Genomic DNA, 15490 nt, shown 5'->3' with positions numbered 1-15490 from the left:
GAAGTACATCGAGCGTTTTAGTCAATCAAGTGTCAACCCATATCAGGACGGGTCATGTTCAACAGAGTCGTTATTACTCTTGAGGTACAACTTTACCGATGTACGGTAGGTGACGATATTTTTGTGCGTAGTCGATACCCACACCAACAACGAATTCATCTGGGATTTCAAAACCAATCCACTTTGTGTCTACAATGACTTCACGACGAGAAGGCTTGTCTAATAACGTACAAATTTCGATAGATTTAGGACCACGCAGGCTCAGAATTTCTTTTACTTTAGTCAGCGTGTTACCAGTATCGATAATGTCTTCTACAAGTAGAACATCTTTACCTTGGATGTCATCATCAAGGTCTTTCAAAATACGAACATCACGTGAGCTTTCCATGCCGTTGCCGTAGCTAGACGCAGTCATGAAATCCACTTGGTGAGTTAAATCGATAGCACGAGCAAGATCCGCCATAAAGACAAAAGATCCGCGCAATAAGCCAACTAAAACTAGATCTTCGCTACCTTGGTAGTGCTCCGTGATCTGCTTGCCTAGTTCGTTCACTCGATCCTGAACTTCTTGCTCAGAGATCATGACTTCAACTGTATGCTTCATACTGCTCTCATTTTATTTGGTGATTACGACGAATGTTGACACTTACGTCAGTTGTGTCGCTCAATTTTGTGCGTAAGTCTAGCACTGCTCAAATACCCACACCACCTTATGGTTCGAATTTACTGTTAGATTCTCAATGAAATGTGCATTGGTGCGTTATCCAATACTCGCATCCTTTCACATCAACACTGATCACGCTTTATGTATCAAGTTTGATGTAACTGTCTATAAAACAAGCACAAGGGATTGACCATTCACATATGCACCATTACACTCATCTTGGCTTAAATAATAATAAAATCATTAATATAAAAATTCGTTGGCAAGGAAAAACAAAATGGACTCAATAACGAAGAGACCTAGAACTAGGCTTTCACCCTTAAAAAGAAAACTTCAATTGATGGAAATCGCACTTGAAGTATTCTCTCGCCGTGGCATTGGCCGCGGTGGACACGCTGATATTGCCGACATCGCTCAGGTGTCAGTAGCAACAGTATTTAACTACTTCCCTACCCGTGAAGATCTGGTTGATGAAGTACTTAACCACGTTGTTCGTCAATTCTCGAACTTCCTTTCAGACAACATTGACCTAGATATTCACGCAAAAGAAAATCTACATAATATTGCGACTGAAATGGTGACGTTAGTGGCTCAAGATAGCAATTGGTTAAATGTATGGTTCGAATGGAGTGCATCAACTCGCGATGAAGTATGGCCACTATTCGTAACCACTAACCGCACTAACCAGATGTTAGTACAAAACATGTTTAGCAAGGCGATTGAACGCGGCGAAGTCTGTGACGATCACGATCCTAAACATCTAGCAAATCTATTCCACGGCATTTGCTACTCGCTATTCATCCAAGCGAAACGTGCTGATACGCAAGAAGAACTTTCGACCTTGACGGATAGCTACTTGAACATGCTGTGCATTTATAAGTAGATTCGATCTTCGAACAAAACTAAAGGGTTGGCTTTTACGCTAACCCTTTTTTATTTCCTCTCACCTAATCAGATTCCCTATTCCTTCCTTCGTCATCCTAAAGAGCGAGGGACGAGCGAGTTGGGGATCTCTTACAAGCATGACGACCATCTTTTCTTCAGACATAAAAAAGCCGCTGACGAATCAGCGGCTTTTAAAAACATTAGCGAGTGGCTAAAAAAGAATTACTTCTTCTTTTTCACTGCTTTCTTATTTGGAAGGTCAGTGATTGAACCTTCGAATACTTCCGCAGCAAGACCAACAGACTCGTGTAGAGTTGGGTGAGCGTGGATAGTCAGTGCGATATCTTCTGCATCACAACCCATTTCGATTGCTAGGCCGATTTCGCCAAGAAGTTCACCACCGTTAGTACCAACAACAGCACCACCGATTACGCGATGAGTCTCTTTATCGAAGATCATCTTAGTCATACCGTCAGCACAGTCTGAAGCGATTGCACGACCAGAAGCAGCCCAAGGGAAAGTAGCAACTTCGTAGTTCAGGCCTTCCGCTTTCGCTTCTTTCTCAGTCTTACCTACCCAAGCTACTTCTGGCTCAGTGTACGCAATTGATGGGATTACTTTAGGATCGAAGTAGTGCTTCTTACCAGAGATAACTTCAGCAGCTACGTGACCTTCATGCACACCTTTGTGAGCAAGCATTGGTTGACCAACAACATCACCGATCGCGTGGATGTGAGGAACGTTAGTACGCATTTGCTTATCAACATTGATGAAACCGCGCTCATCAACTTCGATACCTGCTTTTTCAGCATCGATAAGTGCACCGTTTGGAACACGACCGATAGCAACAAGAACTGCATCGTAGCGCTCAGCTTCTGCTGGTGCTTTCTTGCCTTCCATTGAAACGTAGATACCGTCTTCTTTCGCTTCAACCGCTGTCACTTTAGTTTCAAGCATTAGCTTGAACTTATCTTTAATGCGCTTAGTGAAGACTTTAACGATGTCTTTATCCGCAGCAGGGATAACTTGATCGAACATCTCAACAACTTCAACTTTAGAACCTAGAGAGTGGTAAACCGTACCCATCTCAAGACCGATGATACCACCGCCCATGATAAGCAGTTTTTCTGGTACTTCGTTTAGTTCTAGTGCATCCGTAGAATCCCAAATACGTGGGTCTTCATGTGGGATGAAAGGAAGTTTGATTGGGCGAGAACCCGCAGCAATGATTGCGTTGTCGAAGTTAACTGTCGTTGCTTCGCCTTCGCCTTCAACAAGAATGCTGTTAGGACCAGTGAACTTACCAAAACCGTTAACAACTGTAACGTTACGCATCTTAGCCATACCGCCAAGACCGCCAGTCAGTTGATCAACTACTTTTTCTTTCCAGATACGGATCTTGTTGATGTCCGTCTGTGGCTCGCCGAATACAACGCCGTGCTCTGCCATCGCTTTTGCTTCTTCAATTACTTTAGATACGTGAAGAAGTGCTTTTGATGGAATACAACCAACGTTTAGACATACACCACCAAGAGTGCTGTAACGTTCAACTAGTACTGTTTCTAGACCTAAATCCGCACAACGGAATGCCGCTGAGTAACCAGCAGGACCTGAACCAAGTACAACAACTTGGGCTTTAATTTCTTTGCTCATTGTGACCTCTTGTAGTCATTATCCCTAACAGGCTGAGTAGATGTTCTTAAAATTATTGGGCTTTCAAACAGGAAACATTTTACAGAGATGTTAACAGTGTGAAAGTAGCTTTAAGTTAGCCTGTGAGCTAGACAACAATTCCCCCGCAGTTTATGAGAAATGCCGGAAACTGTTCTCTAAAAATAGTCTTTATATAAAGAATTAAGGTGACCCGAAAGTCACCTTAATAATTACTTTCTCAATTACAGTACTAGACGACGAATGTCAGATAGTGCGCTGTTTAGGAAAGTAATGAAGCGTGCACCTTCAGCACCATCGATCACACGGTGATCGTATGATAGAGACAGTGGAAGCTGTAGACGTGGTTGGAACTCTTTACCATTCCAAACTGGCTTAATTTCAGACTTAGATACACCTAGGATACCTACTTCTGGAGCATTTACGATTGGAGTAAATGCAGTACCGCCAATACCACCAAGGCTAGAGATTGTGAAACAACCGCCTTGCATGTCTGCCGCTGTTAGCTTACCAGAACGTGCTTTCTTAGAAACAGCCATTAGCTCTTCAGATAGCTCGTAAATGCCTTTCTTGTTCACGTCTTTGAAGACAGGAACAACTAGACCGTTTGGTGTATCAACAGCGATACCCACGTTTACGTACTTCTTAAGAATGATGCTTTCGCCATCTTCAGAAAGAGAAGAGTTAAACGCTGGGAATGCTTCTAGCGCTTTAGCAACAGCTTTCATGATGAACACAAGTGGAGTGATCTTCATGCCAGTGTCTTTCTTCGCTTCGATTGCGTTCTGTTCTTTACGGAATGCTTCTAGCTCAGTGATGTCTGCGTTGTCCCACTGTGTAACGTGAGGGATCATTACCCAGTTACGGTGCAGGTTAGCGCCAGAGATCTTCTTAATCTTAGAAAGCTTCTGAACTTCCGTTTCGCCGAACTTGCTGAAGTCAACTTTTGGCCATGGTAGTAGACCAAGAGCAGAACCATCGCCGCCTTTGCCAGATGCTGTAGCACCAGACTCAAGACGCTTAAGTGCATCTTTAACGTAAGACTGAACGTCTTCTTTAAGTACGCGACTCTTACGACCAGTACCTTTAACTTTCGCTAGGTTCACACCGAATTCACGAGCTAGACGACGAACAACTGGAGATGCGTGAGCGTACTCGCCGTTCTCTTGGAAGTCGCCAGCTGCTGGAGCTACTGCTTCAGCTTTAGGACGGTCCGCCGATGCGGCAGGTGCTGCTGCCGGAGCTGCTGCTTGTGCTGGAGCCGCTACTGCTACTGGAGCTGCGCCTTCAACAACGAAAGTCATGATTGAAGAGCCTGTTGACACTTTGTCGCCAGCTGCAATCTTGATCTCTTTTACTGTACCAGCGAATGGTGCAGGCACTTCCATTGAAGCTTTGTCGCCTTCAACAGTAATTAGAGATTGCTCTTCTTCTACTGTATCGCCAACCGCTACCATGATTTCAGTAACTTCTACTTCGTCGCCACCGATATCAGGAACGTTCACTTCTTTCTCAGCAGATGCTGCTGGAGCCGCTGCAACTGGTGCCGCCGCTGGAGCAGGAGCTGCTGCAACTGGAGCGTCAGAACCTGCCACTTCAAATACCATCACTAGAGAACCAGTAGATACTGAATCACCAGAAGCGATCTTGATTTCTTTAACGATACCAGCGAATGGTGCAGGTACTTCCATTGAAGCCTTGTCACCTTCAACAGTAAGAAGAGATTGCTCTTCTTCTACTGCGTCGCCGATAGCTACCATGATTTCAGTTACTTCAACTTCATCACCGCCGATATCAGGAACGTGAACTTCTTTAAGCTCAGCTGCTGCAGGAGCAGCTGCAACTGGTGCCGCCGCTTCAACTGCTGGAGCAGCCGGTGCTGCTGCAGCACCTTCCGCTTCGAAGATCATGATAAGAGAACCAGTAGAAACAGAATCACCTTCTGAAATCTTGATTTCTTTAACGATACCCGCTTGAGACGCAGGAACTTCCATTGAAGCTTTGTCGCCTTCAACAGTGATCAGTGACTGCTCTTCTTCAACCTTGTCGCCAACGTTTACAAGAATCTCAGTTACTTCAACCTCGTCAGCACCGATGTCTGGTACATTAATTTCGATTGTCATTGTATTTACCTACCTTAATGCCAGTCTTATGCGTATTGCGGGTTAGTTTTTTCAGTGTCGATATCGAACTTAGCAATTGCTTCAGCAACAACAGACTTCTCGATATCACCACGTTTAGCCAGTTCAGTTAGAGCTGCAACTACGATGTAGCCAGCGTTAACTTCGAAGTGACGACGTAGGTTTGCACGGCTGTCAGAACGGCCGAAACCATCTGTACCAAGTACTTTGTAAGACTCAGTTGGCATGTACGCACGTACTTGCTCAGCGTAGTTCTTCATGTAGTCAGTCACTGCGATTGCAGGTTCTTTACCAAGAACAGTCGTGATGTACGGTACTTTCTCTTCAGCTTCTGGGTGAAGCATGTTGTCACGCTCTACCGCTTGGCCGTCACGAGTTAGTTCGTTGAACGACGTTACAGAGAATACGTCAGATGCTACGCCGTACTCTTCGCTTAGAATTTCAGCGGCTTTACGCGCTTCGTTCATGATAGTACCAGAGCTCATTAGTTGAACTTTGCCCTTAGCACCAGCGTGAGACTCAAGCTTGTAGATACCCTTACGAATGCCTTCTTCAGCGCCTTCTGGCATAGCTGGCATTGCGTAGTTCTCGTTCATTACTGTTAGGTAGTAGTAAACGTTCTCTTGGTTCTCACCGTACATGCGACGGATACCGTCTTGCATGATAACCGCTAGCTCGTAAGCAAACGTTGGATCGTAAGAGATACAGTTAGGGATCGTGTTCGCTTGAATGTGCGAGTGACCATCTTCGTGCTGTAGACCTTCACCATTCAGTGTTGTACGACCTGCAGTAGCACCTAGTAGGAAGCCACGAGCTTGTTGGTCACCAGCCATCCACGCCATATCGCCTACACGTTGGAAACCAAACATTGAGTAGTAGATGTAGAACGGGATCATTGGGAGATCGTTCGTGCTGTATGATGTTGCAGCTGCAACCCAAGAAGCCATTGAACCTAGCTCGTTGATGCCTTCTTGTAGAACCTGACCTGAAGTCGCTTCTTTGTAGTAAGAAACAATGCCTTTATCTTCTGGCGTGTATTCTTGACCGTGTGGGTTGTAGATACCAATCTGACGGAATAGACCTTCCATACCGAACGTACGAGCTTCGTCACAGATGATAGGAACGATATTCTTACCAATGTTCTTGTTCTTAAGCAAGATGTTTAGCGTACGTACGTAAGCCATAGTTGTAGAGATATCACGCTTCTGCTCACCTAGTAGAGGTGCGAACTCTTCTAGCTCAGGGGTTTTGAATTCTTGAGTGAACTTAGGTAAACGCTGTGGCGTGTAACCTTTTAGGTCTTTACGACGTGCATGTAGGTATTCATACTCAGCTGAACCTTCTTCAAGCTTCAGGTATGGAAGTTCTTTTACTGCTTCGTCAGTTAAGATATCTTGAAGACCTAGGCGATCACGTAGGTGTAGTACGTGAGTCATGTCCATCTTCTTAACTTGGTGCGCTATGTTCTTACCTTCAGCCGCTTCACCCATGCCGTAACCTTTAACAGTCTTCGCTAGGATTACTGTCGGACGACCTTTAGTTTCTGCTGCATTTGTGTAAGCTGCGTACAGCTTAGAAGACTCGTGACCACCACGCTTAAGAGCGAAGATTTCGTCATCAGTCATGTCTGCAACTAGTGCAGCTGTTTCTGGGTACTTACCAAAGAAGTGCTCACGTACGTATGCGCCATCTTTAGATTTGAATGTCTGGTAGTCACCATCGATAGTTTCGTTCATTAGTTGAAGAAGCTTACCAGTCGTGTCTTTAGCTAGCAGAGAATCCCAGTTGCTACCCCAGATAACTTTAACAACGTTCCAACCGGCGCCTTTAAATAGGCCTTCAAGTTCTTGGATGATGCTACCGTTACCCATTACAGGGCCGTCTAGACGCTGTAGGTTACAGTTGATTAGGAAACATAGGTTGTCTAGCTTCTCACGCGCAGCGAAAGAGATAGCACCACGTGATTCTGGCTCATCCATCTCACCGTCACCTAGGAACGCGTATACACGCTGACCTGAAGTATCTTTCATGCCACGACCTTCAAGGTACTTAAGGAAGCGCGCTTGGTAGATAGCAGAGATAGGGCCTAGACCCATAGATACTGTCGGGAACTGCCAGAACTCAGGCATCAGTTTAGGATGCGGGTAAGAAGGGATACCTTTACCATCAACTTCTTGACGGAAGTTATCTAGCTGATCTTCAGTTAGACGACCTTCAACGAATGCTCGAGAGTAGATACCTGGAGAGATGTGACCTTGGTAATAAACTAGATCGCCACCGTCCGTCTCATTTGGAGCACGGAAGAAGTGGTTGAAACATACTTCGTAGAACGCTGCAGCTGACTGGTAAGAAGCCATGTGACCACCAAGGTCTAGGTCTTTCTTAGAAGCACGCAATACGATCATGATTGCGTTCCAGCGAATAATCGAACGAATACGACGCTCAAGAGTTACGTCACCAGGGTAAGCTGGCTCTTGTGCTGCTGGAATTGTGTTGATGTAGTTTGTGTTGATGCCTGTAGCCATATCAACACCATCTAAACGCGCTTTATCTAGAACTTGTTCTAGTAAAAACTGTGCACGTTCTACACCTTCTTCACGTACTACTGACTCAAGAGCTTCTAACCAATCTTGAGTTTCCAGAGCATCAACGTCATGCTTCATGTTAGACATGGCGATCTATCCTTTTTGTTAGTTGGATTCTACTAAACACGTAAAAAGCCGAAGTATTACGGCTATTTACCCTGTTGAATTCGACGTAAAGAACGTTCGCGGCGCGACTCTTCTTTGGTCAAATCCAGCAATGTTTCTTCGATGTAAGCTAAATGAGAATGTGACATTTCACGCGCCTGTTCTGGCTGCCCTGAAACGATCGCATCTACAATGTTAGCTCGATGTATACTCACTTTCTCCACAACGTCTTTACGACGATGCAACAGCTTTAAATTTTCTAAGACATTTTGTTCGAGTAACGGAGCCAAGCTACGAACAATGTGCAATAACACCACATTGTGTGCTGCCTCTGTTAAAGCAATAAGAAAAGCCATCACAGCTGCAGACTCGGCTTCAATATCACCCTTATCTTGCGCACCGCGAATTTTTTCTTGGCATGCTTGAATTCGAGCAAAGTCTTCATCAGTACCACGTAATGCCGCGAAGTAAGCCGAAATCCCTTCCATCGCATGACGCGATTCCAACAAGTCTAGTTGGGTTTCAGAATGGGAGGACAACAAATTAAGCAAAGGATCTGAAAAGCTTTTCCAGATATTTTCGCTAACAAACGTACCTCCACCTTGACGGCGAGTAAGCAAGCGTTTTGCTTCTAAACGTTGTATCGCTTCTCGGATTGAAGGACGAGACACATCGAACTGTTTCGCCAGTTCACGCTCAGGCGGCAGTTGCTGCCCTGGAGCCAGTGTTCCTTCCACTATCAACCTTTCTAACTCTTGTTCGATAACGTCCGAGAGTTTTGGCTGACGAATCCTTTGATAAGCCATAGTTTGTTGTTCTTCTTTTTCTTCGCTGACAATTGGTATTACCAATTTTAAGTTGGGCAGAAATTAACATAATTAAAACGCCACTGTCCAGACTAAAATTGACCTGAATCATAGAACACAGCACGAATTAACCATGATTTAACAAATGAAATTTAAAACAGCAACCAATTTGGTCTTACCATTTACAGGGGTAATACTTTTGGGGAGTATCCGTGCTAGAAAGTTTCAGGATAAAAATGGATTGTTTCAGAAAGATGAGTGCCACTTGATTAAAAATCAAACCAAGCGCACATTAGAGGTAGAAATCCTGTTCATAAGTTTTAATATTAGATCGTTTGATAAGCTCGTCACACTCTCGATTTATTGACGCCCTCCCCCTAACCACTTTATTTACATCGCAACAACAAAAATTCACAAGTGATTATGCCAGGCGTTGACTATTCAACCACCAGCAACAATAGAGCACCTTCAATAATGAGGCTTAAACCTTGAGCTCGCCTTTAAACTTCTGCCAGTCGAAAACCAAGCCAGGGTCAGTTTTGCGTAGCGGGGCTATATATTGATGACCGGTGATACGTTCGGTGGTTATTTGAGGGAAAGTCGATACGATCGTTTCTGTTAATCGAGTAAGCGCTTGGTACTGCTGCTCTGTATAAGCGATAAAGTCGCTTCCTTCCAGCTCAATACCAATCGAGTAATCATTACACCTTTTACGCCCCGCAAAGCTCGACTGGCCTGCGTGCCAAGCTCGGTCAAGAAATGACACAAACTGTACCACCTCACCATCACGGCGAATCAAGCAATGTGCCGAAACGCCCATTTGATGAATCACTTTAAAAAATGGATGATCTGTCGGATCAAGTTTGCCCGTGAAAAACTGTTCAATGTAAGGGCCGCCAAATTGGCCAGGTGGTAAACTAATGTTATGGACCACCAGCAGAGAGATATCGTCGGTGCTGGGTCTAGCATCAAAATACGGAGAAGGAACATGCCGAGCATTGTCGTACCATCCGTTGGAGCTCATCGTCATCTTAGTCTCGCTTTCTTTTCTACTAGCGCAATAAGATTGTGACTTTGCCCATAGAGCAGTCGCGCTAGCCTCTTTAATTTGAAGTTAAGCAAGAGTATCATTCCATTCCCACTCCCTTTCAAGATTAGATTTGCGATGAAAAACACACATAACAGCCACCAACGCCTTGATTACTTAAAAGAGCAACTGCCGCTAGAGATCACTCGCGCAGTCGCTGAGACCATCAAAGAAGATCTAGGTGGAACGTTAGATCCAGCGGCTGATATTACGGCAAGTCTAATCCCTGCAGACGCAATCAACAGCGCAACCATCATTACCCGTGAGCGCGGTGTGTTCTGTGGTAAAGCTTGGGCTGATGAAGTGTTTAAGCAATTGGGCGGTGAAGTCACTATCGAGTGGAACGTAGAAGACGGTGACAAAGTTGAACCAAACCAAACACTTTGCACGCTAACAGGACCTGCTCGCGCACTTTTAACCGGTGAGCGTAACGCAATGAACTTTATTCAAACACTATCTGGTTGTGCGACGGCGACAGCAATCTACGCTGACAAAATCAAACACACAGAATGCCGCCTATTAGACACGCGTAAAACAATTCCAGGACTTCGCAGCGCACTAAAATACGCTGTGGCTTGTGGTGGTGGCTTCAACCACCGTATTGGTGTTTTCGATGCCTACCTAATCAAAGAAAACCACATCATCGCTTGTGGTGGGATTGAGAAGGCTATCTCTACTGCAAAAGAGCTTAACCCGGGTAAGCCTGTAGAAGTTGAAACCGAAAGCCTAGCAGAGCTCGAACAGGCGATCAGCGCCGGTGCTGACATCATCATGCTAGACAACTTCACCACAGACATGATGCGTGAAGCCGTTAAAATTAACGCAGGTCGTGCAGCACTAGAAAATTCAGGTAACGTAACTTTAGATACGATTGCAGAATTTGCTGAAACGGGTGTCGATTACATTTCTGTGGGAGCACTGACTAAGCATCTAAAAGCAATGGACCTTTCAATGCGATTCAAAGCTTAATCTCATTGTTCTATCAATCACTTAACTTCAAGGCATGGCAATCAGCCATGCCTTTTTATTGCTTTTATTATCAGTATATCAATCAGTTAACTAAGCTGATCGCATAATTTTGCGCCCTATATGAAACAACACACTAATAAATACAAAACCACTCGCGCCCACACCTGAACACCATTCCACTTCTAAATCTCAACTTCTATTCTTTCCGTCAACCAGTGCTTGCACTGAAACAAACTAACGAATGGAATAGAACAATGAAAAATAAAAGTAAAAGAACAAACCAGAAAGGCTTTACGCTGATTGAATTGATGATAGTGGTCGGCATTATCGGCATATTAAGTGCAATCGCAGTTCCTGCTTATAAGAGCTATGTAATCAAAACCGAAGCAAATGCTGGAGTTAGCATACCTAAAACACTATTGACTAATATAGATATGTATATACAAGAAAAAGGGGCATTCCCAGAAGACGCTCAAGCAAGCGATTTTGGTGCAGCTACAGACATGAGTGCTATGGGAACTCTTAAATTTACAAAAGATGGAACTACAGCCACAAATGGAACTGCTGATTTCACTTTTTTACCTTCAGCATCACTTTCAGGTAAAAAAATAACTTACACGAGAAGTAATTCAGGTTGGAAATGCACGCATGACATCCCTGCTACATTACTTTCAGATACCCTGAAAGGCTGTAAACTGGCAACGCCTTAACGTGTCTAACAACCTCCCAAGAATTCTCCGTCAGGCTAACTTACTTAGCCTGACTCAAGAACAAGCCGTTGCGGAACATGTACAAGCTTCAGGTATTTCTACACCTGAAGCTTTGCTCACTCTGGGCTTATTCACCAGCGAGAGCCTCGCTAATAACATCAAAACCATTTTCGGTTTGCCGTTAGTGCAACTGGCCAATACTGACTATGAAATCTTGTGTGACCAATTGGGACTTCGAGAATTGATCACTAAGTATCGTGCTATCCCAGTTGTCCTCACTAACTCTACTCTCACGCTCGCCTCTGCCGATCCAACCGACTTGCAAGCTGAAGACGATTTTAGATTCGCGACTGGATTGCAGATAGAACTCGTTGTCGCTAACTATTCAGAATTAGAAGGCGCCATACGAAAGCTGTATGGTCGCTCTATTTCCGGGCAAGACTCTAAGCGCAAAGAGATCACCCAAGATGAGCTCGCCAATCTTGTTGAAGTCTCTGACGATGAAATGAGTTCAATTGAAGATCTCAGTCAAGACGATTCCCCTGTCAGTCGATTTATCAATCAGATACTGGTTGATGCGGTGCGTAAAGGCGCATCAGACATCCACTTCGAACCTTATGAAGAAAACTACCGAGTGCGTCTGCGTTGCGATGGCATTCTTGTTGAGGTCCAACAGCCCGCGTCTCATTTAAGCCGTCGGTTATCCGCTCGTTTAAAGATTCTCGCCAAACTTGATATCGCTGAACGTCGCTTACCTCAAGACGGCCGTATTAAGCTGCGTTTGAACGACGAGCTGGCGATCGATATGCGTGTGTCGACTCTACCGACATTGTGGGGAGAAAAGATCGTACTGCGTCTTCTAGACAGCAGCGCAGCCAATTTAGATATCGATAAATTAGGTTACAGCGAGGATCAAAAAGCGCTCTATCTCAATGCCCTAAAACGCCCGCAAGGGATGATCTTAATGACTGGGCCCACAGGCAGTGGCAAAACGGTCTCTCTTTACACTGGACTTCGCATGCTTAACACCTCTGAGCGTAATATCTCAACAGCTGAAGACCCGGTGGAGATCAACCTGTGTGGTATCAATCAGGTACAGGTGACGCCAAAGATCGGTTTTGGGTTTGCCGAAGCACTACGATCGTTCTTGCGACAAGATCCTGATGTAGTGATGGTCGGTGAGATCCGTGATTTAGAAACCGCAGAGATCGCGATCAAAGCGTCGCAAACGGGTCACTTAGTCCTCTCGACACTCCATACTAACTCAGCTTCGGAAACCGTGACTCGGCTCGCCCATATGGGTATTGAACCCTTTAACCTCGCCTCGTCATTAAGCCTGATTATCGCGCAGCGACTGGCAAGGCGACTGTGCAACCACTGTAAAGCAGCTGACAACTCGCCGGACATATTTCTACGTCACTCTATTCCTAACAATCAAACACTCTACAAAGCCACCCCACAAGGGTGCAATAAGTGTAATCAGGGCTATTCCGGTCGAGTGGGTATCTACGAAGTGATGCCGTTTACCGACAAACTAAAAAATAGTCTGATCAATAAACCTAACGCGTTAGAGATTGAAGATCTCGCGCGTAGAGAAGGAATGAGAACACTGCAAGAATCCGGTATCGATAAGTTGCTTGAAGGCACGACCAGCTATCAAGAACTGCAACGTGTTCTGTATCTATAATCCATCGGAGCACTCATGAGCACTAAACTGCAGTCACAATTAAAAAACTACCACTGGAAAGGCATAAACAGCTCAGGCAAAAAGGTGTCAGGGCAAACCTTGGCACTCGCTGAATTAGAAGTACGAGAAAAGCTCAAAGATCAGCATATTCAGATTAAGAAAATCAAAAAGAAAAGCATCTCAGCAGTCACTCGTTTAACACACCGAGTCAAAGCCAAAGACATCACCATTTTGACTCGACAACTTGCGACCATGCTTGCCACTGGCGTGCCTATCGTTCAGGCCATTAAGCTAGTGTCAGACAATCACCGTAAAGCTGAAATGAAATCAATTCTATTGCACATCTGTCGAGGTGTCGAAGCGGGAACCCCTATATCAAAAGCGATGCGGACGGCAAGCTCTCACTTTGACGACCTGTACACCGACTTGGTCGCTACTGGCGAGCTTTCCGGAAACCTAGCGCAAGTCTTTGAGCGCTTAGCAACCTATAGAGAAAAGGGGGAGCAGCTAAAGTCTAAGGTCATAAAAGCATTGATTTACCCCACAATGGTGGTCGCTGTCGCTTTGACTGTCTCTTACTTAATGCTCACCATGGTCATTCCTGAATTTGAATCGATGTTTTCAGGCTTCGGGGCAGATCTCCCTTGGTTTACTCAACAAGTACTCTCCCTTTCGCATTGGGTACAGGCTTACAGTCTTTATGCTGCCGTTGGCATAGGGTTAGTCACATTATTTACCTACCAACTGCGTCAACGGTCTTATTCCATTCGTTTATCATTCAGCCGTCTAGGCTTGCGATTCCCTATTCTTGGCCGAGTATTGGCCAAAGCCTCAATCGCCAAATTCAGCCGAACCTTATCAACCAGTTTTAGTACAGGGATTCCTATTTTAACCAGCCTGAAGACCACAGCCAAAACCGCAGGTAACTTGCATTATGAATCGGCCATCATCGAGGTTCATCGTGAAACTGCCGCTGGCATGCCGATGTATATCGCGATGCGCAATACCGATGCCTTTCCTGAGATGGTTTTGCAGATGGTCATGATAGGAGAAGAGTCCGGTAACCTTGATGACATGCTCAATAAAATCGCATCTATTTATGAATTTGAAGTCGACAACACCGTCGATAATTTAGGTAAGATTCTAGAGCCACTGATCATCGTATTTTTAGGCACCGCTATTGGTGGGCTTGTTGTCGCGATGTACTTACCGATCTTTAATCTTATGAGTGTGTTAGGATAGCTAAAAGCAACCAAACACCCCTCAAGCAGAGAACCACTGCTTGTATTGATTAAGTGGTAAAGGACACTATGGAAGTATTTCACTACTATCCTTGGCTATTCCCCGTATTAGCTTTCATTTTTAGCCTTCTTATTGGCAGTTTCCTCAACGTAGTCATACACCGTTTACCGATTATGATGGAACGAGAGTGGCAACAAGAGTGCTCGGAGTATTTCTCTCAATATAAAATTCCAGCGCCAGAGGGGAAGTTCAATCTCAGTATCCCTCGTTCGGCTTGCCCGAAATGTAAAACCCAATTAAGAATCGTCGACAATGTTCCAGTATTAAGCTGGTTGTTCTTGAAAGGTAAGTGTCATAGCTGTGCTAACCCAATCAGTGCTCGCTATCCATTGGTCGAACTGCTGACTGCAATACTATGCACCGTAGTGGCTAGCCACTACGGTTTCAATTACTACGCCATTGCTTTGATTTTTTTCACCTTTGCATTGATTGCCGCAACCTTTATCGACCTAGATACCATGCTGTTACCTGATCAAATCACCTTACCTTTGGTTTGGTCTGGTATCGCGTTAGCACTGTTTAACATCAGCCCAGTATCGCTTCAAGATTCCGTAGTTGGCGCAATGGCCGGCTACTTAGCTTTGTGGTCTGTTTATTGGTTGTTCAAGCTACTAACAGGCAAAGAAGGCATGGGATATGGAGACTTCAAACTCCTAGCCGCATTAGGTGCATGGCTTGGCTGGCAACACCTACCAATGATCATTCTTTTGTCGTCGCTGGTCGGTTTGGTTTTCGGCTTGATTCAACTTCGCTTGAAACAGCAAGGCATAGATAAAGCGTTCCCATTTGGACCTTACCTGGCGATTGCGGGTTGGGTAAGTTTGATGTGGGGCAATGACATCATGGGTTGGTATTTCACTTCTGTACTAGGGATTTAA

At 44.9% G+C, this 15490-nt stretch carries 11 protein-coding genes and 1 pseudogene; 6 read left to right on the top strand and 6 right to left on the bottom strand.

Annotated features, from left to right (window positions below; all coding sequences use genetic code 11):
* Positions 1 to 73: 73 nt before the first annotated feature.
* On the bottom strand, positions 74 to 604 hold the full coding sequence (gene hpt / locus ACED53_RS17180; RefSeq protein WP_009847591.1) for a hypoxanthine phosphoribosyltransferase: 531 nt from the start codon (positions 602 to 604) through the stop codon (positions 74 to 76).
* Between the two features lie 337 nt (positions 605 to 941).
* On the opposite strand from hpt, the gene ACED53_RS17175 reads away from it, so the two are divergent.
* Complete coding sequence (locus ACED53_RS17175; protein WP_017101672.1) at positions 942 to 1547, top strand: LuxR/HapR/OpaR family quorum-sensing transcriptional regulator; 606 nt, start codon at positions 942 to 944, stop codon at positions 1545 to 1547.
* A 224-nt stretch (positions 1548 to 1771) separates the two neighbouring features.
* Here ACED53_RS17175 and lpdA read toward each other — a convergent pair whose 3' ends face one another.
* The 5 genes and pseudogenes from lpdA to ampD all read right to left on the bottom strand — a co-directional run bounded on the left by lpdA (position 1772) and on the right by ampD (position 9939).
* Complete coding sequence (gene lpdA / locus ACED53_RS17170; protein WP_012604738.1) at positions 1772 to 3202, bottom strand: dihydrolipoyl dehydrogenase; 1431 nt, start codon at positions 3200 to 3202, stop codon at positions 1772 to 1774.
* 242 nt (positions 3203 to 3444) lie between these two features.
* Positions 3445 to 5343 carry a pyruvate dehydrogenase complex dihydrolipoyllysine-residue acetyltransferase gene (aceF, locus tag ACED53_RS17165; protein WP_069591784.1) on the bottom strand — a complete coding sequence of 633 codons (1899 nt, stop codon included), beginning with the start codon at positions 5341 to 5343 and terminating at the stop codon, positions 3445 to 3447.
* A gap of 26 nt (positions 5344 to 5369) precedes the next feature.
* The gene (aceE, locus tag ACED53_RS17160; protein ID WP_017101226.1) at positions 5370 to 8033 is read right to left on the bottom strand and encodes a pyruvate dehydrogenase (acetyl-transferring), homodimeric type; all 2664 of its coding nucleotides are present in this window, start codon (positions 8031 to 8033) and stop codon (positions 5370 to 5372) included.
* Positions 8034 to 8095: 62 nt separating this feature from the next.
* On the bottom strand, positions 8096 to 8857 hold the full coding sequence (gene pdhR, locus ACED53_RS17155; protein ID WP_029225519.1) for a pyruvate dehydrogenase complex transcriptional repressor PdhR: 762 nt from the start codon (positions 8855 to 8857) through the stop codon (positions 8096 to 8098).
* 481 nt (positions 8858 to 9338) lie between these two features.
* Positions 9339 to 9939, bottom strand: a pseudogene (gene ampD / locus ACED53_RS17150) (1,6-anhydro-N-acetylmuramyl-L-alanine amidase AmpD).
* Between the two features lie 83 nt (positions 9940 to 10022).
* On the opposite strand from ampD, the gene nadC reads away from it, so the two are divergent.
* The 5 genes from nadC (at position 10023) to ACED53_RS17125 (ending at position 15490) form a co-directional block, all read left to right on the top strand.
* On the top strand, positions 10023 to 10913 hold the full coding sequence (nadC, locus tag ACED53_RS17145; protein ID WP_017101229.1) for a carboxylating nicotinate-nucleotide diphosphorylase: 891 nt from the start codon (positions 10023 to 10025) through the stop codon (positions 10911 to 10913).
* Between the two features lie 254 nt (positions 10914 to 11167).
* Positions 11168 to 11623, top strand: a complete 456-nt coding sequence (locus tag ACED53_RS17140; protein WP_017101230.1) for a pilin — start codon at positions 11168 to 11170, stop codon at positions 11621 to 11623.
* 1 nt (position 11624) lies between these two features.
* Positions 11625 to 13310 (top strand): type IV-A pilus assembly ATPase PilB, encoded by a 1686-nt coding sequence (pilB, locus tag ACED53_RS17135; protein WP_017101231.1) that lies wholly within the window; start codon positions 11625 to 11627, stop codon positions 13308 to 13310.
* 15 nt (positions 13311 to 13325) lie between these two features.
* Complete coding sequence (locus ACED53_RS17130) at positions 13326 to 14552, top strand: type II secretion system F family protein (RefSeq protein WP_017101232.1); 1227 nt, start codon at positions 13326 to 13328, stop codon at positions 14550 to 14552.
* Positions 14553 to 14620: 68 nt separating this feature from the next.
* Positions 14621 to 15490 (top strand): A24 family peptidase, encoded by an 870-nt coding sequence (locus tag ACED53_RS17125; RefSeq protein WP_017101233.1) that lies wholly within the window; start codon positions 14621 to 14623, stop codon positions 15488 to 15490.

It is taken from the genome of Vibrio sp. 1F169, assembly GCF_041439605.1.
Taxonomy (GTDB): Bacteria; Pseudomonadota; Gammaproteobacteria; order Enterobacterales; family Vibrionaceae; genus Vibrio; species Vibrio tasmaniensis_A.
The sequence above is the reverse complement of the archived record's forward strand: the minus strand, read 5'-3'. Positions and strand labels throughout refer to the sequence as shown.

What these genes read in the sequence shown, in the direction of transcription:
- hpt (WP_009847591.1), bottom strand. Translation starts at nt 604, where the DNA reads ATGAAGCATACAGTTGAAGTCATGATCTCTGAGCAAGAAGTTCAGGAT.
- ACED53_RS17175 (WP_017101672.1), top strand. Translation starts at nt 942, where the DNA reads ATGGACTCAATAACGAAGAGACCTAGAACTAGGCTTTCACCCTTAAAA.
- lpdA (WP_012604738.1), bottom strand. Translation starts at nt 3,202, where the DNA reads ATGAGCAAAGAAATTAAAGCCCAAGTTGTTGTACTTGGTTCAGGTCCT.
- aceF (WP_069591784.1), bottom strand. Translation starts at nt 5,343, where the DNA reads ATGACAATCGAAATTAATGTACCAGACATCGGTGCTGACGAGGTTGAA.
- aceE (WP_017101226.1), bottom strand. Translation starts at nt 8,033, where the DNA reads ATGTCTAACATGAAGCATGACGTTGATGCTCTGGAAACTCAAGATTGG.
- pdhR (WP_029225519.1), bottom strand. Translation starts at nt 8,857, where the DNA reads ATGGCTTATCAAAGGATTCGTCAGCCAAAACTCTCGGACGTTATCGAA.
- nadC (WP_017101229.1), top strand. Translation starts at nt 10,023, where the DNA reads ATGAAAAACACACATAACAGCCACCAACGCCTTGATTACTTAAAAGAG.
- ACED53_RS17140 (WP_017101230.1), top strand. Translation starts at nt 11,168, where the DNA reads ATGAAAAATAAAAGTAAAAGAACAAACCAGAAAGGCTTTACGCTGATT.
- ACED53_RS17130 (WP_017101232.1), top strand. Translation starts at nt 13,326, where the DNA reads ATGAGCACTAAACTGCAGTCACAATTAAAAAACTACCACTGGAAAGGC.
- ACED53_RS17125 (WP_017101233.1), top strand. Translation starts at nt 14,621, where the DNA reads ATGGAAGTATTTCACTACTATCCTTGGCTATTCCCCGTATTAGCTTTC.